14 protein-coding genes are annotated in these 20,142 nt (G+C 39.4%); 13 read left to right on the top strand and 1 reads right to left on the bottom strand.

Translation table 11 applies throughout. The annotated features are described in order from the left end of the window. The first annotated feature begins 5 nt into the window (after window positions 1–5). The 12 genes from BQ4443_RS05370 (at window position 6) to lpxC (ending at window position 16,535) form a co-directional block, all read left to right on the top strand. On the top strand, window positions 6–1,835 hold the full coding sequence (locus tag BQ4443_RS05370; RefSeq protein WP_023950342.1) for a peptidoglycan D,D-transpeptidase FtsI family protein: 1,830 nt from the start codon (window positions 6–8) through the stop codon (window positions 1,833–1,835). Continuing rightward, entirely contained in the window at window positions 1,835–4,609 is a 2,775-nt protein-coding gene (gene murF / locus BQ4443_RS05365) for a bifunctional UDP-N-acetylmuramoyl-L-alanyl-D-glutamate--2,6-diaminopimelate ligase MurE/UDP-N-acetylmuramoyl-tripeptide--D-alanyl-D-alanine ligase MurF (protein WP_023950340.1), read from the top strand. The genes BQ4443_RS05370 and murF overlap by 1 nt, the downstream gene beginning before the upstream one ends. A 19-nt stretch (window positions 4,610–4,628) precedes the next feature. Further along, window positions 4,629–5,798, top strand: a complete 1,170-nt coding sequence (gene mraY / locus BQ4443_RS05360; RefSeq protein WP_023950338.1) for a phospho-N-acetylmuramoyl-pentapeptide-transferase — start codon at window positions 4,629–4,631, stop codon at window positions 5,796–5,798. Between the two features lie 12 nt (window positions 5,799–5,810). Continuing rightward, entirely contained in the window at window positions 5,811–7,334 is a 1,524-nt protein-coding gene (gene murD, locus BQ4443_RS05355; protein ID WP_023950336.1) for a UDP-N-acetylmuramoyl-L-alanine--D-glutamate ligase, read from the top strand. A 56-nt stretch (window positions 7,335–7,390) separates the two neighbouring features. Continuing rightward, a complete protein-coding gene (gene ftsW / locus BQ4443_RS05350; RefSeq protein ID WP_052019285.1) occupies window positions 7,391–8,539 on the top strand; it encodes a putative lipid II flippase FtsW in 1,149 nt (382 codons plus the stop codon). Window positions 8,540–8,541: 2 nt separating this feature from the next. Beyond that, window positions 8,542–9,618, top strand: coding sequence for an undecaprenyldiphospho-muramoylpentapeptide beta-N-acetylglucosaminyltransferase (gene murG / locus BQ4443_RS05345; RefSeq protein WP_071058256.1), 1,077 nt, complete (start codon window positions 8,542–8,544; stop codon window positions 9,616–9,618). Window positions 9,619–9,627: 9 nt separating this feature from the next. Continuing rightward, the gene (murC, locus tag BQ4443_RS05340) at window positions 9,628–11,040 is read left to right on the top strand and encodes a UDP-N-acetylmuramate--L-alanine ligase (RefSeq protein WP_071058255.1); all 1,413 of its coding nucleotides are present in this window, start codon (window positions 9,628–9,630) and stop codon (window positions 11,038–11,040) included. Beyond that, window positions 11,037–11,972, top strand: a complete 936-nt coding sequence (locus tag BQ4443_RS05335) for a D-alanine--D-alanine ligase (protein ID WP_071058254.1) — start codon at window positions 11,037–11,039, stop codon at window positions 11,970–11,972. The genes murC and BQ4443_RS05335 overlap by 4 nt, the downstream gene beginning before the upstream one ends. Before the next feature lie 9 nt (window positions 11,973–11,981). Continuing rightward, window positions 11,982–12,788: a cell division protein FtsQ/DivIB gene (locus BQ4443_RS05330; protein ID WP_023950328.1), complete on the top strand. Its 807-nt coding sequence runs from the start codon at window positions 11,982–11,984 to the stop codon at window positions 12,786–12,788. Then, window positions 12,785–14,005 carry a cell division protein FtsA gene (ftsA, locus tag BQ4443_RS05325; RefSeq protein ID WP_023950326.1) on the top strand — a complete coding sequence of 407 codons (1,221 nt, stop codon included), beginning with the start codon at window positions 12,785–12,787 and terminating at the stop codon, window positions 14,003–14,005. The genes BQ4443_RS05330 and ftsA overlap by 4 nt, the downstream gene beginning before the upstream one ends. 194 nt (window positions 14,006–14,199) lie before the next feature. Next, entirely contained in the window at window positions 14,200–15,429 is a 1,230-nt protein-coding gene (gene ftsZ / locus BQ4443_RS05320; protein WP_023950324.1) for a cell division protein FtsZ, read from the top strand. 176 nt (window positions 15,430–15,605) lie between these two features. After that, a complete protein-coding gene (gene lpxC, locus BQ4443_RS05315) occupies window positions 15,606–16,535 on the top strand; it encodes a UDP-3-O-acyl-N-acetylglucosamine deacetylase (protein ID WP_023950322.1) in 930 nt (309 codons plus the stop codon). Between the two features lie 76 nt (window positions 16,536–16,611). Here the strand turns inward: lpxC and BQ4443_RS05310 are convergent, their stop codons facing one another. Further along, a complete protein-coding gene (locus tag BQ4443_RS05310; RefSeq protein WP_071058253.1) occupies window positions 16,612–17,124 on the bottom strand; it encodes a DciA family protein in 513 nt (170 codons plus the stop codon). Window positions 17,125–17,351: 227 nt separating this feature from the next. On the opposite strand from BQ4443_RS05310, the gene secA reads away from it, so the two are divergent. Then, window positions 17,352–20,087 (top strand): preprotein translocase subunit SecA, encoded by a 2,736-nt coding sequence (gene secA, locus BQ4443_RS05305; protein WP_023950317.1) that lies wholly within the window; start codon window positions 17,352–17,354, stop codon window positions 20,085–20,087. Window positions 20,088–20,142: the final 55 nt, after the last annotated feature.

Raw genomic sequence — 20,142 nt, 5'->3', positions numbered from 1 at the left:
TTATTATGAAAAAATGGTTTAATAATTCCAATTGGAAAAAACAAAAAAACAATACTAATATTAGCCGTAATTATGAAACAGCTGGTGAGAAAGCCTCTTTTAAAACAAGAGGTAATTGGCTTTATGTGGCGTTACTTTGCGGCTTTGGTGCTGTAGCAGCGCAAGCCTTATATCACCAAGCATTTAATAGTGACTTCCTTAGAAAAGAAGGGGATGCTCGCTATGAAGCTAGAATTCCTTTGCATGCGGAACGTGGGCGTATTGTTGATCGTAATGGAGAGTTTTTAGCGACTAGTGTGCCTGCAAGTAGTATCTGGGTTGTGCCGGAACAATTATTGAAAGCACCTGTAGAAAGCCGTGTCGCTCTTGCTAAAGAGTTGGGAATGGATATTAAGCATTTAGATTCTCAATTAGAAGTAAATAAGAAAAAAGCCTTTTTGTTCTTAAAAAGACAAATTGCCTTAGATATCTCTGATCGTATTAAAGCATTAAAAATCAAGGGTGTGAATATCGACTCAGAAAGTAAAAGACTTTATCCTCAGGGATCACTCATGAGTCATATTGTTGGGTTTACCAATATTGAAAATGATGGTATTGAGGGTTTAGAGAAGCAATATAATAAAGTATTAGAAGGGGCTGATGGTTCACGTGTCGTTATTCGAAATCGTTTAGGGGCTGTGATTGAGGATGTTACCTCTAGTGATAGTTTGCCTGCTCAGCATGGAGATAATATTCAATTAACCATTGATAGTCGAGTTCAGTTCATTGCTAAAAATGCCTTAGAAAAAGCTATTAAAGAGCATGATGCTGAGTCTGGTGGTGTAGTGGTTATTGATGCAACTACAGGCGATATTTTATCGATGGTGAGTATGCCAACTTATGATCCGAACAATAATAAAGATCGTAAGGGAGCGGCGTTAAGAAATCGTGTGATTACGGATACGTTTGAGCCGGGCTCTATTATTAAACCATTGGTCGCAGCCTTAGCTTTGGATGCGGGCGTAGTCACCAAAAATACTAAGTTTGCTACAGGTAATGGTGTGTGGCTATATCAAGGCGCTAGAATTACGGACGTAAGTACACGAAATGGTACATTGGATGTAGCAGGTATTTTGCGTCGTTCAAGTAATATTGGTATGGCGATGATGTCTGAGCGTTTGCGTGCACAACAAATGTGGACAGTATTTAATGCCCTAGGTTTTGGACAAACGCCAACAATGGGTTTCCCTGGTGCAGCGGCAGGTCGTGTTAGACCTTGGAAAACTTGGTTGCCTATTGAAAAAGCTACTATGTCATATGGTTATGGTCTTTCTGTTTCGTTGATTCAAGTTGCTCAAGCTTATACTGCATTGGCTCGTGATGGGGATATGATTTCTTTATCATTGGTGAAACGTAATCCAAATGAGCGCCCAACTAGTATTCAAGTATTTTCGCCAAAAATTGCTAAAGATGTGCGTATGATGCTTGAGGGAGCATCTGGTGCGGAAGGATCAAAAATTCAAGCAAAAGTTAATGGGTATCGTTTAGGTGGTAAATCAGGAACAGCACGTCAGTTGGTTAATGGTCAATATTCTAGGACGGCTTACCGTGGATCGTTTGTGGCATTAGCGCCAGTATCTAATCCTCGCATTGTTGTCGCAGTGACCTTAGATAAGCCTAAAAAAGGTGGTTACTATGGTACTGTTATTTCTGGTCCAGTAGTGGCAGAAGTTGTTGAGCAAACACTTAAATATTTGGGTGTACCACCAGATGCGCCAGTAGATAGTATGAATACCACATCCTTAGAGGCCAATAACAAACCAGCTAAAACTCAAACAAAAAGGACGCAAGGATAATGACAACAATTGATTGGTTGAAGCAATTTACTGCTCAAGGATCTCATCTTCGGCTTGACAGCAGAGACATCCAGAAAGGGGATGTCTTTGTTGCTTGTAAAGGGCATCAGGTAGACGGTGCACGATTTATTCAAAATGCTATTGATAACGGTGCTGTGGCAGTATTGGTAGAAAAAGGCTTGGTGGTACCGCCAACCAATATTCCGGTGCAAGAAATAGTTGGGCTTAGACAGCAGCTGGGTAGTTTGGCTGATGAGTGGTATGGACATCCTTCACAACAATTGATGGTTATTGCTATTACGGGGACAAATGGTAAAACGTCATGTGTTAACTGGGTGGCTAGGGCGTTGAACAATAATAACATCCCATGTGCGACTATTGGTACCTTGGGAACAATATTACCAACAGGTGAAAATTTAGGTGGTTCATTGACAACGCCTGATGTATTGAGTATCCATAGATTATTGGCCGAATTGTTGATCAAAGGCATAAAAGCAGTGGCTATTGAAGCTTCTTCAATTGGTTTAGAGCAAGGACGGCTAGATAATGTAAACATTCAAATTGCAGGGTTCACAAATTTAACCCTAGATCATTTGGATATTCATCAAACCATGCAAGAGTATGAGCGTTGTAAGGGATTGTTATTCGCTTGGAAAAACTTAGAGCACGCTATTATTAATGTAGATGATGATGCTGGTAAACGTTTTTTTCAGCAAACTATAGCCAAACATAAACTTGCTTATACCATTCAAAACCTTTCCCAACAATATTCTCCTGCTTTGTCTGCTAACCATATTGATATCAAAGATAAGCGCATAGTCTTTGATTTATTAACATCGTCAGATAATTCTGTTCGGGTAGAAACTAAATTGGTTGGTGATCATAATGTTTCTAATTTGTTGTTAGTGGTAGGTGTTTTACAAGCGATGGGTTTTTCACTAGAAAAGATTATAGATAGTATTTCTTCGCTTGAACCAGTTCATGGGCGTTTGGAAATTGTGACTATTGAAGGCGTGACTGGTAATACTCTATCTTCGTTGCCCTTGGTGGTAGTGGATTATTCTCATACGCCAGATTCTTTATTACAAGCACTAAAGGCGCTACGTCCTTCTGCGACAGAGAAAAAGGGTAAATTAATTTGTGTATTTGGTTGTGGTGGCGATCGGGATCCTACTAAGCGTCCTGTTATGGGTAAGATTGCTGCTGAAAAAGCTGACCTTGTTTATGTGACTAGTGATAACCCTAGAACAGAAGACCCACAGCAAATCTTGAATCAAATTCTGCAAGCAATGCCAAAAGAGACTTTTGTTAATGTTGATCGTGCAGAAAGTATTGTAAGTGCTATATTAAAAGCAAAACCTGAAGATGTTATCTTGATTGCTGGTAAGGGGCATGAGACTTATCAAGAGATTAATCATCATAAATATCCGTTTGATGATAGCCACTGGGCAAAATTAGCGTTGTTATTGAAGTCTGGTGCGCATATTACAACTGATTCTAGAGCAGTTAAAAAAGGGGATATTTTTGTTGCATTAAAAGGTGATAATTTTGATGCGCATCAATTTTTGCAGGATGTCGCTGAGAAAGGTGCGGCGGCTGCTATTGTTAATCATGTTAATCCAAATGTAGGACTAGAACAATTTGTTGTTGATGATACGCTTAGAGCCTTATCACAAGTGGCAAGAGCTTGGCGTTTAAGTTTTGATATTCCAATTATCGCCGTAACTGGAAGCAATGGTAAAACAACATGTAAAGAAATGATTGCTTCAATTTTACGGGCTTATGTGGGAGAAGAGCATTGCTTAGCTACAGTTGGAAATTTAAATAATCATATTGGTGTTCCGCTTAGTTTGTTGAGACTTAATTCAATGGTAAAAGTGGCTGTCTTTGAATTAGGTATGAATCATCCGGGTGAAATTGCTACGTTGGCTCATTTAACACAGCCGCTAGTAGCAATGGTGAATAATGCACAACGAGAACATCAAGAGTTTATGAAAACCGTAGAGGCTGTGGCTTATGAAAATGGTGAGGTGTTTAAATTCTTACCTGCTAATGGTACAGCTGTATATCCAGCGGATGAAACATATACGTCGATTTGGAAAGGTTTATCAGAGCATGTGCAACAAATTCTGTTCGGAGAACAAGGGAATGTTTGGGCATCCAATATCAATACCACAGCAGGTGGTACAAGTTTTATCTTGCATTATGATGCGCCAGTAAATGCTAAGATTGCTAGCGCACAGATTCCTATTACCTTATCCATTCCGGGGGATCATAACGTGAGAAATGCTTTGGCTGCCGCCGCTTGCGCCTTAGCGATTAAAATCCCATTAGCCACCATCGCTGAAGGTTTATTGAATTTTTCGGGTGCTAAAGGTCGTATGCAAAAACAAGTATTAGATAATGGTACTGTGCTTATTGATGATACTTATAATGCCAATCCAGACTCAGTGATAGCCGCTATTGATGTGATGACTAATTTACCACAACCGGGTTTATTAGTGTTGGGTGATATGGGTGAGGTCGGAGATAATGGTCCAGCTATGCATGCTGAAGTAGGGCATTATGCCAAAGAAAAAGGTATTCAAACCTTATTTGCTATGGGAGAACTTTGCCAAGAGAGTGTCAATGCTTTTGGTGAGGGAGCATTGCATTTTACAGATATTGATGAGTTGATTAATGCCATTACAACGAGTCAATATAAAACAATTTTAGTTAAAGGATCACGCTTTATGAGAATGGAGCGTGTGGTGCAAGCACTTTTGAGTCGGTAGTGCTGAAAAGGAAAAATAAATGTTATACGAGTTATTTAAAGCATTATCAGGCACATTTACCTCATTATCAGTGTTTGAATATATCACGCTGCGAGCAATGTTAGCTTGTGGTACAGCGTTATTTATTGGTCTTATTGCGGGTCCTTATGTGATTCGTCGATTAACTGAGTTAAAGATTGGTCAAGCGGTTAGAGCATACGGCCCTAAAGATCATTTGGCTAAAAATGGTACGCCGACAATGGGTGGTGTATTAATCCTGATTAGTATTGCGATTAGTGCATTTTTGTGGGCAGATTTAAGTAATCGTTTTGTATGGGTTGTTTTACTAGTTACTTTAGGTTTTGGTGCTGTCGGTTGGGTAGATGATTACCGTAAAGTGGTTTATCGTAACCCAGAAGGAATGTCTTCAAAAGAGAAGTTTTTTTGGCAAACATTAATTGGTTTAATCGCATCAATTTATTTAAGTTTCGCGGTAGCAGCACCTGCGAATGCTGAATTATGGCCATTATTTAAAGACTGGGTATTAAGTGGTTTTACGATGTCATTGCCAGCACGTGCTGACTTAATTGTGCCATTTTTTAAGCATGTCAGTTATCCTTTGGGGGTATTTGGTTTTGCAGCATTAACATGGGCAGTCATTGTGGGCGCGAGCAATGCAGTAAATTTAACAGATGGTTTAGATGGTCTTGCTATCATGCCAACAGTAATGGTGGGTGCTGCTTTAGGTATCTTCGCTTATGTAGTTGGTCGCGTTGACTATTCAAACTATTTACTCTTTCCATATATCCCTGGTGCATCTGAAATGATGGTGTTGTGTGCAGCATTAGGTGGTGCCGGTTTGGCGTTCTTATGGTTTAATGCTTATCCAGCACAAGTATTTATGGGAGATGTGGGGGCATTGGCTTTAGGTGGGATGCTTGGCACTATTGCGGTCATTACACGTCAGGAAATTGTATTTTTTATTATGGGTGGCGTTTTTGTTGTTGAAACGTTATCGGTAATGTTGCAAGTGACTTGGTTTAAATATACGAAGAAACGTTTTGGTGAGGGGCGTCGTATTTTAAAAATGGCTCCATTGCATCATCATTTTGAAGTAGGTGGTTGGAAAGAAACTCAAGTGGTAGTGCGCTTTTGGATTATTACAATCATGCTTGTTTTGGTTGGGTTGTCGACTTTAAAGCTTCGTTAATACAGAAAAATCATGAGTCAAATTAATTCAAGTTTAAATGGTTTATCTATACTAGTGCTAGGACTAGGTGAAACAGGTTTAGCATCGGCTAAATGGTGTATGCAACAAGGTGCTATTGTTACCGTAGCTGATACGAGAGAGCAACCACCAGGATTGGCTCAATTACGTGAAGCTGGTGTTCCCGATGAGCGCTTTTTTTTAGGTGAGACAAAGGCACTCAGTAATCAGGCATTAGAGGGGGTGCACAGTATCGTATTAAGCCCCGGCTTAGCACCATTTCAGTCTCCTTTAAAAGAGTTTTTAGATGCAGCAAAGGCACAGAGTATTGAGGTCATTGGTGAGATTGAGTTATTCGCGCGAGCCTTAGTTGATTTGCAAAATAATCAACAGTACATACCCAAAGTATTAGCTATTACGGGAACTAATGGCAAAACAACAGTGACTACGATGACTAGAGATATGTGTCTCAATGCTGGACTAGATGCTGTCGCTGCTGGGAATATTAGTCCTTCTGCGTTGGATGCCTTGATGGAAGCTCAACACAAAAATACGCTACCAGATGTATGGGTACTAGAGTTATCTAGTTTTCAATTGCATACAACAGTCTCTTTAAAACCTAATGCCTCAGTCGTTCTGAATGTTACTCAAGATCACTTGGATTGGCATGGCTCAATGGAACATTATCAAGCGTCAAAAGAAAAATTATTAACCATGAGCGAAATTGCTATTGTTAATAGAGACGATGAATTAACCATGAAAATGGTGACCTATATTGATGATGTGAATGTGCGTTCATTTGGTAGTGATGAGCCAGTATTGGATCAGGACTTAGGTATTGAGACAGTCAATGGTATGGCATGGTTATGTGTGAGTGAGTATGATGATTTTGATGCGCCGATCACTAAAACAAAAAGAAAAACTCAAGAAAGACCAATGCGTTTTAATGGAGTCATTAAACGATTAATGCCAGCAGATGCTATGCGTGTAAGAGGTCGTCATAATGCATTAAATGCGTTAGCCGCCATAGGTTTGTGTAGAGCGATAGGGATTGCTTATACACCACTATTGACGACATTAAGAGATTATGAAGCGCAGGCACATCGTAGTAATTTTGTAAGATCAATTAAAGGTGTTGATTTTATTGATGATAGCAAAGGCACGAATGTTGGAGCGACACAAGCGGCCTTACAAGGTATGGGGCGTCCTGTTGTGATTATTCTAGGCGGAATGAGTAAGGGGCAAGACTTTTCATCATTAATTAATCCGATTAAACAATATGCACGAGCTGTTTTACTGATTGGTGTAGATAAAGCTATTATTGAGAATACTTTAAAAGAAACAGGTGTTCCGATAGAGAAATGTGAAACCTTAGAGCAAGCTGTTGAATTATCAATGAATTATGCTAAAGAAGGAGATGTTGTTTTACTTTCACCAGCATGTGCAAGCTTTGATATGTTTAAAGGTTATCATCATCGTGGAGAAGTATTTGTCAATGCTGTTTCTCAATTGGCGATAGAGTTAGGAGAGTTAACGTGAGCGAGGCAACAACTACTGTCAGGGGATTTTCACCTGTAAAACCAACAAGAACTAATATGCGTGATTATGATTTAATGCTTATTAGTACGGTGGGAGCATTACTCATTTTTGGCTTGATTATGGTGTATTCTGCGTCTATCGCCTTGGCTGATGGTCCTAAATATGTTAATGCTGATCGCTATTTCTTTTTTACCCGTCACCTTATTTTTATCATAGTTGGGGTTGTTGCTTGTTTACTTTCCTTACAAATACCCATGGGACTGTGGGAAAAACATGCTTTGCATTTATATATTTTAAGTGCTGTGTTTTTATTATTAGTATTGATTCCATTCATTGGTAGAGAAGTAAATGGAGCGCATCGTTGGATTCCTGTTGGTCCAATTAATTTCCAACCTTCTGAGTTAACCAAGTTTTCAATGATTATTTTTACGGCTTGGTATACGGTTCGTAAGAAACAATATATGAAGCAAGTCAGAGGCTTTTTGCCTATTTTAGGGTTTACTGCCATCGTAGCTTGTTTTTTGATTGCAGAGCCTGATTTAGGGGCGACTATGGTCGTTATCGCTATCGTTTTTGGCTTGATTTTTCTAGGCGGTGTAAATTTAAAAGTATTTGCTTCTTTAATCGTGTTAGCTGTGTTAGGCATTGTGGGGCTCATCGTGATGGCGCCTTGGCGGTTGCAACGTATTTTTGCCTATTTAGACCCTTTTAGTACTGAACATGCTCAATCGACAGGTTACCAGCTGAGCCATTCTTTAATTGCTGTAGGACGTGGCGAAATTTTTGGAGTGGGACTAGGGTTTAGTATTGAGAAATTACACTACTTACCCGAAGCACACACTGACTTTATTATGGCTGTGGTTGGTGAAGAGCTAGGTTTTATTGGTATTTTTATGGTAATTATGCTATTTGCGATTATTGTGAAAAAAGGCTTAAAAATTGGTAACCAAGCGATAGCAATGGATAGGGAATTTAATGGTCTTGTTGCACAAGGAATTGCTATTTGGTTTGGTGTGCAAGCTTTTATTAATTTAGGGGTTTGCTTTGGCTTATTACCGACAAAAGGATTGACCTTACCACTTGTTAGCTATGGTGGCTCAGCATTAGTGATGAATCTGATAGCCGTCGCATTGTTATTGCGAGTGGATTATGAAAATCGCTGCTTAATGCGAGGCCAACATATTGAGGCTAGAAGAAGAGGATAAGCATGCAGAATCAGGTAAAGAGAGCGTTAGTTATGGCCGGTGGCACAGGTGGGCATATTATGCCTGGTTTAGCTGTTGCTGCAGAACTTAAGCAAAGAGGCTGGGAGGTAAAATGGCTCGGCAATCCAGAGAAAATGGAAGGGAAACTTGTGCCTAAATATGGGTTCGAGTTATTGCCTATGGAGTTTGCCGGCTTAAGAGGTAAGGGTATAAAAGCTCTTATTAAATTGCCGTTTACAATGTTAAATGCTTGTTTATCTGCACGCAAAGCTATTAAAGCATTTAAGCCAGACATGGTACTTGGCATGGGAGGATATGTATCTTTCCCAGGAGCTTTAATGGCAAAATTTGCTGGTATTCCCGTTGTAGTGCATGAGCAAAACGCTGTAGCAGGAACAGCTAATAAAAGCATTGCTAAATTTGCAGCTAAAAAATTAACTGGATTTCCAAATGTGCTAGATGGTGGTGTGACCGTAGGGAATCCTGTACGCCAAGCGTTATTAAATTTAGCAAAGCCAGCAAAGCGATATGGGTCACGTCAAGGACCTTTAAACGTTCTGGTGGTTGGTGGTAGTTTAGGTGCAATGGCATTAAATACGTTGGTACCAGAAGCTGTAGCCATGTTGCCTGAGCAAGATCGCCCGATTATTACTCACCAATCAGGTGAGCAACATTTATCGGTACTACAAGCAGATTATCAAAAAGCTGGGGTTGAGGCAAAATGTGTTGCTTTTATTGATGATATGGCAACGGCTTTGGCTGAAACAGATTTAATTATATGTCGTGCTGGAGCGATGACTGTTGCTGAGGTGGCGGCGGTAGGGGTGGCGGCGTTGTTTGTTCCACTACCACATGCGATTGACGATCATCAAACAGCTAATGCTGAATGGTTAAGTAAAGAAAAGGCAGCGTTTACTTATGCACAAAAAAATTTAAACGCATTAGAATTATGTACTTTCTTAAAAACCTATTCGCGTGAGGATTTTAGCCAAGTTGCACAAAGAGCACATCAGATGGCATATACGCATGCCACACAAGATATTGCTGATGTCTGTGAACAAGTCGCTAAAGTTGGTTAGAGGACAAATATGAAACATAAAATACATCATATCCATTTTGTTGGGATTGGTGGCTCTGGTATGAGTGGTATTGCCGAGGTGTTACTCACTTTAGGTTATAAGATCAGTGGTTCAGATATGAGTGATACTGCTATCACTAGACGCTTGGCTAGCTTAGGCGCAACGATTTATAAAGGCCATGAGGCAAGTCATATAGAAAATGCAGATACGGTAGTGACTTCTACCGCTATTCAAGGAAGTAATCCTGAGGTATTAGCTGCTCGAGCTAAGAATATTCCCATTGTTCCTAGGGCGATTATGTTGGCTGAATTGATGCGTTTGAAAAGTGGTATTGCGATTGCCGGAACACATGGAAAAACAACAACAACCAGTCTGGTGGCTAGTATCTTAGGTGAGGCAGGCATGGATCCAACATTTGTTATTGGTGGAAAACTGAATTCAGCTGGTGCGAATGCACGACTAGGGACAGGTGAGTTTATTGTTGTTGAAGCGGATGAGTCTGATGCCTCATTTTTGAATTTATTGCCCGTCATTGCTGTTATTACGAATATTGATGCGGATCATATGGATACTTATGGACACGATGTAGCAAAATTACGTGGTGCTTTCATTCAGTTTTCACAACGATTACCTTTTTATGGAAGTATTATTGCCTGTACAGATGATGATAATGTTCGCAAAATTTTGCCATTAATTTCATGCTCTGTAACAACTTATGGGTTTAATGAGGAGGCAGATGTACGAGCGCTTAATGTCTGTGCTAAAGGTACGCAGATGTTTTTTGATGTTAAAAGAAGAAATCATCGCAAGGAAAATTTACCTGATCTGCATATCACCTTAAATACCCCAGGAAAACATAATGTACTAAATGCGTTGGCAGCAATTGCTGTGGCAACAGAGGTGGGGGCTTCAGATGCTTCTATTGCACAAGCATTAGAGAAATTTAATGGTGTTGGTCGACGTTTCACTCAGATTGGTGATTTTGCCGTCCCTCAAGAGCATGGTGGTGGTACATTTAAAGTGATTGATGATTATGGACATCATCCAGTTGAAATGGCAGCAACAGTAGAGGCTGCTCGTGGTGCTTATCCCGATAGACGTTTGGTATTGGCTTTCCAACCACACCGTTATACCAGAACTCGGGATTGTTTTGCTGACTTTGTTCATGTATTAGGTACAGCTGATGCGGTAATCTTAACAGATGTCTATCCTGCGGGTGAGGCTGCTATTGCAGGAGCAGATGGCTTAGCACTCTCTAATGCTATTGCAGAGGATGGCAAGGTAAATCCATTGTTTGTGAAAGAGGTGACGAATTTGCCACAGACAATTGTTGATTTTGTTCGTAACAATGATGTAGTGATTTGTATGGGCGCAGGATCTATCAATAAAGTCCCTAACCTTATTGGAGAATTGGTGAAATGAAAAATTTAGGTAAAGTTGGTGTTTTATATGGTGGCATTTCTGCGGAAAGATCCGTTTCATTGCAATCAGGACAGGGTGTTTATGAGGCCTTGAAAAGTAAAGGTGTGGATGCTCATCTTTTTGATACAGGTGAAAGAAGTTTAGCTGATTTGGCAGAACAAAAATTTGATCGCGTTTTTATTGCTTTACATGGCCGTTTTGGAGAAGATGGTTGTACTCAAGGGGTATTAGAGTTACTAGGGATTCCCTATACGGGTCCAGGAGTGATGGCATCTTCCATCGCTATGGACAAAATTATGACCAAACGTATTTTGCTAGAAAAAAACTTACCAACTCCTCGCTATTATGTGGCACGTAGTGAGGAAGATTTACATATGGCAGAAGAACAGCTTGGTTTGCCTATGATTGTAAAACCACCTCATGAAGGCTCTACATTGGGTCTGAAAAAGGTGAATGTATCGCAGGAAATTAGTGAAGCGTTTGAATTATCTAAGACTTATGAAAGTGAGTTATTAGCGGAACAATGTATTATTGGTAGAGAATTAACAGTACCAGTTATGGGTAAAGGAAGTGATGCTTATGCCTTACCAATTATTGAAATTATCGCCCCAGATGGTAATTATGATTTTAATAATAAATATATTGCTAATGATACAGTTTATGAATGTCCTGCAAAATTATCGCCTGAATTAACTGCAAAAATTCAAGAATATTGCGTTCAAGCATATAATGCAATCGGAGCTGAAGGATGGTCTCGAATTGATGTTATGCTAGACAAGAATAATCAGCCATGGATTTTAGAAATTAATACCTCTCCTGGTATGACATCTCACTCTTTAGTTCCAATGTCAGCTAAAGCTAATGGTATGTCATATGCTGATTTATGTGTTTATTTAGTTGAAACCGCTAGTACAAAAGTTTTTAAGAAATAGGTTTGTTTTGTGTTTAATAATCCAAGATTTTTAAATTTTATTGCTAATATCATAATGCTGGTTGCCATACTGGCATTACTTGTCGGCGCTGGTTCTTGGGTTATTAAACAGCCAAGATTTAATATTACCAAAATGGTTTTAGAGCCGAAGGAAGGGAATACGCTACTTCATGTGTCACCGGCCAATATTCAAGCGGTTATTGCAGGACATATTGATGGAAATTTCTTTACAGTAGATTTGCCTGCGTTAAAAGAACAAATTGAAAAAGCCCCTTGGGTTAGAAACGTTGATATTAGTCGTGTATGGCCTGATGGATTGTTGCTCCGAATTGAAGAACACGAGGCTTATGCCAAGTGGAATGAAAATCAGATGATTAATACCTGGGGAGAAATTTTTACGGCTAACCGCGCTGAGTTGGATAGTAATGTGGAATATCCCCAATATAATGGGCCTGATGGTTCTGAAAAATTGATAGTACAACGAGCGGGAGAGTTAGCGACATTATTATCACCATTAAATTTACATATTGATACTATGTCGTTAAGTGATCGCTATGCGTGGCAAGTAAAATTAAAAAATGGTTTAGAATTAATATTAGGTCGAGATGGTGGAGCAGAGGTTGTTGACCCGTTAGGAGGTAGCCAAGAAGCTGTCAGTTTTGCTGAAAATGTAAAGAGATTTGTTCAAGCATGGCCAGTTTTATTGGAAAGAACTAAAGGAAGACGCATCAAAAAGGTCGACCTCAGGTATACTAAGGGTTTTGCTATATCTTTTGATCAAGCAGTCGTTAACGAAGAAAGTACAGAGAAAAAATGAATCGTGATTCAAAAAGGGATTTAATAGTAGCTTTAGATATAGGCACCAGCAAGGTAGTTGCTGTTGTCGCTGAAGCACTACAAGCAGAGGGCCGCTTTGAAGTGTTGGGTCTTGGGCAAGCACCAACTCAGGGTGGAATACGCAATGGTTCAGTGATTAATATTGATATTACCGTTAAAGCTATTCAAAAAGCCTTAGAAGAGGCTGAGTTAATGGCAGATTGTAAGATTCGTGATGCTTTGGTAGGTATCGGTGGAGCACATATTTTAAGTTTTAACTCTAGTGGTATGGTGGCCATTCGTGACAAAGAGGTTACGAGCTACGATGTTAATCGCGTGATTGATACCGCAAAAGCCGTTAATATTTCTAATGATCAGCGTATTCTCCATGTGATTACCCAACAATTTATCGTGGATAGACAAGAGGGAATCTCTAGACCAGAGGGAATGGCAGGCGTACGCTTAGAGGTTCGTGTACATATTGTGACAGGCGAGGAAACAGCCGCACAAAACATTCTAAAATGTGTGCGTAGATGCGGTTTAGAGCCTCATCGCTTAACATTAAATCCATTAGCGGCAAGTAATATTTGTTTAACCGAGGATGAGAAGCAACAAGGCGTGTTGTTGATCGATATCGGGGCTGGTACAACAGGTATTGCGATGTATAAAGATGGATTTATTCGTCATAGCCATATATTTGATATGGGTGGTCAATTAGTGACCAATGACTTGGCGAAAGTATTCCATATTCCTGTGCCAGAGGCAGAAGATTTAAAACTAGAAAATGGGATTGCTAAAGCAAGCTTAGTTTCTGAAAATGATTTTGTTGCATTATCACCAGTAGGTGATCAAGGCCGTCAAGAAAGAAAAGTATCACACCAGATTATTGGTGAAATTATTTTCTCTCGGATGGTCGAGATTTTTGAAACAATTCATCAAGATTTAGAAGAACAAGATTTATCACCACACTCAGTGGTTTTAACAGGTGGTGGTGCTTTGTTACCAGGTATTGCTGAATTAGCCGAAGAGGTTTTCCAAATGCCAGCTAAGGTTGGTCGTCCTCTTTATTATGGAAGCTTGGCGGATGTTGTGTCTCAGCCGCAATTTGCGACCGTAATGGGCTTGTTATTAGAAGCTAGAGTTCATTTGGATCATTTACCATTTGAATCAAGTAAACAAGGATTTTTCAAAAAAATTTGGGAATATATAATGAATTAAACGACTTTTCATTATATAATTCTAGGTGAATGCATCTTAAAAAAGATGCGTATGTAGTATTGGTTGGGGAACCAATACTACATAGGAGACGATTCAAAGAGAATGACGAGTAGTCACGCACTGGTGTTTTCTTTGAGGCGATTTCCGAAATTAGCAGGGGGTTTCGTTAATGGTTTCGTTTTCAGGGGTTGATAATGCCAGTAGGATTCAACTTTATTGATGAAGTAGACACTTCATCCGCTCAACAAAGAGGTTCAAGTTTAGGTTTTGATATAGTCGATGATAGCCAACCCAGCAAGACACTCATTAAAGTAGTAGGTGTCGGTGGTGCAGGTGGTAATGCCATCAATCATATGATTGCATCAGGTGTAAAAGGCGTAGATTTTATTTGTGCTAATACAGATGCTCAGGCCTTAAAACAATCAAAAGCAGAGACGCAAATTGCGTTAGGTAAATCGGGTTTAGGAGCAGGTGCTCGTCCAGAGCAAGGTCGTGCTGCTGCTGAGATGGCTCGTGAACAAATTCGTTCTGCATTACAAGGTGCTCAAATGGTCTTTATTACTGCCGGTATGGGTGGTGGTACAGGCACAGGCGCGGCTCCTGTGGTAGCAGAAATTGCCAAAGAGTTAGGCATTCTTACGGTTGGTATTGTGACGAAACCGTTTGACTTCGAAGGTAGTAAGCGTATGCATATTGCTGAAGAAGGTGTTGCCGAGCTTTCAAAACATGTTCATTCTTTAGTCGTTGTATTAAATCAAAAGCTCATTGATATTATGGGTGAAGATGCAACTTATGAAGATTGCTTTAAAGAAGCAGATAGCGTATTAAATAACGCTTGTGCCGGTATTGCTGAGATTATTAATGTTCAGGGTATTGTTAACGTTGACTTTGAAGACGTTAAAACAGTAATGGGCGAGTATGGTCAAGCGATGATGGGTACAGCGACTGCATCTGGAGAAAATCGCGCAGTTAAAGCGGCAGAAGAAGCTATTGCTTGCCCACTTCTAGAGGGTGTTAACCTAAATGGTGCTCGTGGTGTTCTTATCAATGTGACATCTAGCAAATCTATTAAGATGTCTGAGATGAAGAAAATTAACGAAATCATTACTAGTTATGCAGACAAAGATGCAATGGTTATTACTGGTAACGCTTATGATGAAAGCATGGGTGATAAGATTCGAGTAACTGTTGTAGCAACAGGTTTGGGTCGTAACCTTGAGCTAGTTCATTCAGCAGAAGAAACTCAAACTCCTGCTGTCGCTACTGGTACAGACGGTATTCCTTTGTTCAATGATTTACGTTCATCTGAAAACTCATCTATTGGTTCTATCAGAATCCGTACGACTGGTCGTTCTCGTTCGTTAGGTTCTGGTTCTGATGCTGATCGTGATGTTCCAGCTTACTTGCGTAGACAAGCGAATTAATACAGTCTAAATTTCAACAAGACAAGGGCGGAAGCAGTATATAAGCTGGTTCCGCTTTTTATTTCAAAGCTAGGTATTTTGAAATAATATTAACTATAATTTGGATTTCTTTATTGTTATTTGGACTAAAATAGTAATCATTATTGAATAGTCTGTTTATAGGGTGAAATTCTCGTATGTTAAAACAAAGAACAATTAAAAAAATTGTGACAGCCACTGGAGTTGGTGTGCATTCAGGCCAACGTGTTAAGCTAGTCTTGCGACCAGCTGAGCCAAATACGGGTATTGTTTTTCATCGGGTTGATACCCCCGAGATGATAGACTTTCCTGCACAAGCAGATAAAGTTGGTGATACGCGCATGGCTTCTGTATTGCAGAATGGGCAATATCGCGTGTCTACAGTTGAACATTTAATGAGTGCTTTAGCAGGTCTAGGCATTGATAACATCCATATTGATGTCGATGCAGAAGAAATACCAATCATGGATGGTAGTGCTGCTACGTTTGTTTTCTTGCTGAAAGATGCAGGCATTATAGAACAAAATGCTCCTAAGCGTTTTTTACGGGTGAAAAAAACGATTGAAGTAAAAGAGGGTGAAGGTCATGAGGCAAAATGGGCAAGATTAGAGCCTTATGAAGGTTTTGCCTTAGCATTCTCTATTGATTTTAAACACCCAGCGATTAATTCAACAGCTAGTTTTGCTGAAATTGACTTTGGCAAAGATTCTTATGTAGACCAGATTGCTAGAGCGCGTACGTTTGGTTTTGCTAATGAAGTTGAAATGCTTCGTGGTATTGGTCTTGCTAGAGGTGGTAGTTTAGATAATGCTATTGTGCTTGATGAATATCGTATTTTAAATGCGGATGGTTTGCGATATGATGATGAATTCGTAAAACATAAAATTCTAGATGCAATTGGTGACTTATATTTGATTGGTTATCCTTTATTAGCACGTTATGTGGCTTGCAAATCAGGACATGGCATCAATAATAAATTGTCACGTGCTTTATTGGCACAAGAAGATGCTTATGAGATTGTAACTTTTGAAGATGAGCGTGATTTAAGACAGGCTGAAGCATTAAATAGAGATTGGCGCCTAGCTTAAATATATTCTTTTTAGTATCTAAATAAACGAGTTCACCATTAAGTGAACTCGTTTTTTTGTTTGAAAGAAAACTATATCAGGGTGTCTGGCGCTTTGCCAAAATAGATTTCAACGCATCGGCTAAATAACTTTCAGGGCTATGCTCAATTAGAGAGTGGTAAGCCTCATGGCAGGCCTTTTGAGCAGTAGGCTGTGTTTGTGGCAAAGATGATGAGGTAGGTGTTAGATCGCTATTAGGAATATCACAGTTATTCATCACTTTAATGGTTATTTTTTTTATTATTACATTTTTTTGCGAAAGTTCTTCAGCAAGACTCGGAATCATTTGCCGTATCTTAGTCGCTAATGCGGCATTGGGAACTGAGACGGTGAGTTGTGCATCGTTTAACTCCACGACCTTGCAATAATCGCCGAGATGATTGCTTAAACTTGTTTTAATAGATTCTTCAATATCAACAAATAAGCTTGCTTTAACCAATGTGGCGTGTATAGAGGGTTGAGAAGTGTTTCTCAAGCTGTTTAATGGACTCACAAAGCTCGATTGAATAGATTTACGTTTTTTATGTAATTGGCGATGAGTGATAAACATAGCAAAATAGCCACTTGAAAAACTTCATTTAGTCATTATAACAGTCATGATGATAGTACTGTCTTAGAGGGATGCGTTAATTGAGGATAAAGTAGTAAAATCACTCATAGTTTACTTCTAAAAATAGATAATGCTGAGCGTTGTAGAAATGAGTGAAATAATACCATTCTACATTCTTTATGCGTTAAACTATATAGCTTATAAAAATTTAATTAATTGATTGAAAAATGATTTCTTTATTCAAAAAACTCGTTGGTAGCCGTAACGATCGTCTGTTAAAGCAGTATCGTAAACTTGTGCAAAAAATTAATAGCCTTGAGCCTAGTATTCAAGCATTGTCAGACGCTGATTTAGCGGCTAAAACAGCAGAATTTAAACAGCGCTTAGCTGACGGTTCAAGTTTAGATAGTTTATTACCAGAAGCATTTGCTGTTGTACGTGAAGCATCTTCTCGAGTGCTTGGTATGCGTCATTTTGATGTTCAATTAATTGGTGGGATTGTTCTACACAACGGCAAGATTGCAGAGATGCGTACAGGTGAAGGTAAAACGCTGATGGCAACATTGGCTATTTATCTAAATGCATTGACAGGAGAGGGTGTTCATGTTGTCACCGTCAATGATTACTTAGCACGTCGTGATGCGGAAAATAATGGTCAATTATTTAACTTCCTTGGTTTAACCGTTGGAGTCGTTGTCCCAGGTCAGGATAATTTTGAAAAATATAATGCTTATCGTGCCGATGTGACCTATGGTACAAACAATGAATTTGGGTTTGATTATCTTCGTGACAATATGGAATATAGAGCAGAAGAGCGTCGCCAACGTAAGCTTGCTTATGCCATCGTGGATGAAGTAGACTCAATTCTTATCGATGAAGCTCGTACGCCGTTAATTATTTCAGGCCAAGCAGAAGACAATACTGATTTATATGTACGTATGAATCAAGTGCCTGCGTTGTTAACACGAATGAAAGAAGAGCCAAAACCTCAGGAGCCAGAACCAGAAGGTGATTTCTGGGTTGATGAAAAAGCGCAACAAATCTATCTATCAGAAGCAGGGCATATTCACGCTGAAGAAACCTTGACAAAATTAGGTATCTTGCCAGAAGGTGATTCTTTGTATGATCCTCGTCATATTACATTAATGCACCATTTGATGGTGGCATTAAGAGCACATAATTTGTTTTTTAGAGATCAACATTATGTTGTTCATGACGGTGAGGTGGTTATTGTCGATGAATTTACCGGTCGTTTTATGGCTGGGCGTCGATGGTCTGATGGTTTACACCAAGCTGTTGAGGCAAAAGAGGGTGTCGCGATTCAAAATGAAAACCAAACAATGGCATCTATTACCTTCCAAAACTATTTCCGTATGTACGGTAAATTGGCTGGAATGACAGGTACAGCCGATACCGAAGCTTATGAGTTCCAAGATATTTATGGTCTAGAAACAGTTATTATTCCAACGAACCTTCCAATGATTCGTCAAGATCAAAATGACCAAATTTATCTGAACGATGCTGAAAAATATGCGGCTATTATTAAGGATATTCGTGAGTGCTACGATAGAAAACAACCTGTATTAGTGGGTACAACGAGTATTGAAAATTCTGAGTTACTCTCAGAGCTATTGAAAAAAGAAAATCTGCCTCATGATGTGTTGAATGCTAAACAACATGCACGTGAAGCAGAAATTGTGGCAGAAGCAGGTATGCCAGGCCATATTACTATTGCAACTAATATGGCTGGACGTGGTACTGATATTGTATTAGGTGGTAATGTCTCAAAACAAATCATCCAGATTGAAGCTAATGAGCAATTAACGCCAGAAGATAAAGCTGTAGCTATTGATAAAGTACGCCAAGAATGGAAAGTACGTAACGAACAAGTTAAAGCAGCTGGTGGGTTACGCATTATTGGTACAGAGCGCCATGAATCTCGCCGTATTGACAACCAATTACGTGGTCGTGCAGGACGACAAGGCGATCCTGGCTCTTCACGTTTTTATCTATCCTTAGATGATTCATTAATGCGCATTTTTGCAGGAGATCGTGTTAGAGGGTTAATGGAAAAATTAGGCTCTCCTGGTGAACCTATTGAGGCCAAAATGGTTTCTCGCTCAATTGAGTCTGCGCAACGTAAAGTTGAGGGTAGAAACTTTGATATCCGTAAGCAATTATTGGAGTTTGATAACGTTGCTAATGATCAACGAAAAGTGCTTTATGGGCAACGAAATGAGGTCTTAGACGAAAAATCTGTCCGTGACATGATGGTAGAGTTGCGTGTAAATGCCTTGACCGATTTTGTACGTGCGTATATCCCAGAAGAGTCTTTAGAAGAGCAATGGGAGTTAGAGGCTCTAGAAACTGCTCTAGCTTCAGAGTGGGGGATTAAACTACCTTTAAAAGAGTTAGTGGCTAAAAATCATGACTTAGATGATGATGATATTTTAAAAGCTGTTCTTGATGAGGCGGATAGAATTTGCCAAGAAAAATTAGAATTAGTGGGTGAAGAGTCTTGGAGTCAGTTTGAGCGTTCTGTATTATTAGATCGTTTAGATGGTGCTTGGAGAGAGCATTTAGCCGCTTTAGATCATTTGCGTCAGGGTATTCATTTACGTGGTTATGCTCAAAAAGATCCTAAACAAGAGTACAAAAAAGAAGCATTTGAATTATTCAAATATATGCTTGAACGTGTACGTAATGAGACGTCAAAAATCTTATTGAATGTACAAATTCAATCACCTGCACAAGTTGAAGCTCTAGAGGAAGAACAAGTAGCTAAAGCACAGGAAATGGAAGATAAGATGAATTATCACCATGCTGATTATGATGAGGCATTAGCCGAGGATGTGGCAGTTAAGGAAGTTACATCTGATATGTTTGTCGGTGTCGGTAGAAATGATCCTTGCCCATGTGGTAGTGGTAAGAAATACAAGCATTGCCATGGCGCATTAAGCTAATTCTGTATAAGAAATACTAAAATAAATTCTCCCCTGTTTTATAGAGCTAAATATA

The organism is Pelistega sp. MC2, from assembly GCF_900099475.1.
Taxonomy (GTDB): domain Bacteria; phylum Pseudomonadota; class Gammaproteobacteria; order Burkholderiales; family Burkholderiaceae_B; genus Taylorella; species Taylorella indica.
This window is presented reverse-complemented; position numbering and strand designations above follow the sequence as displayed.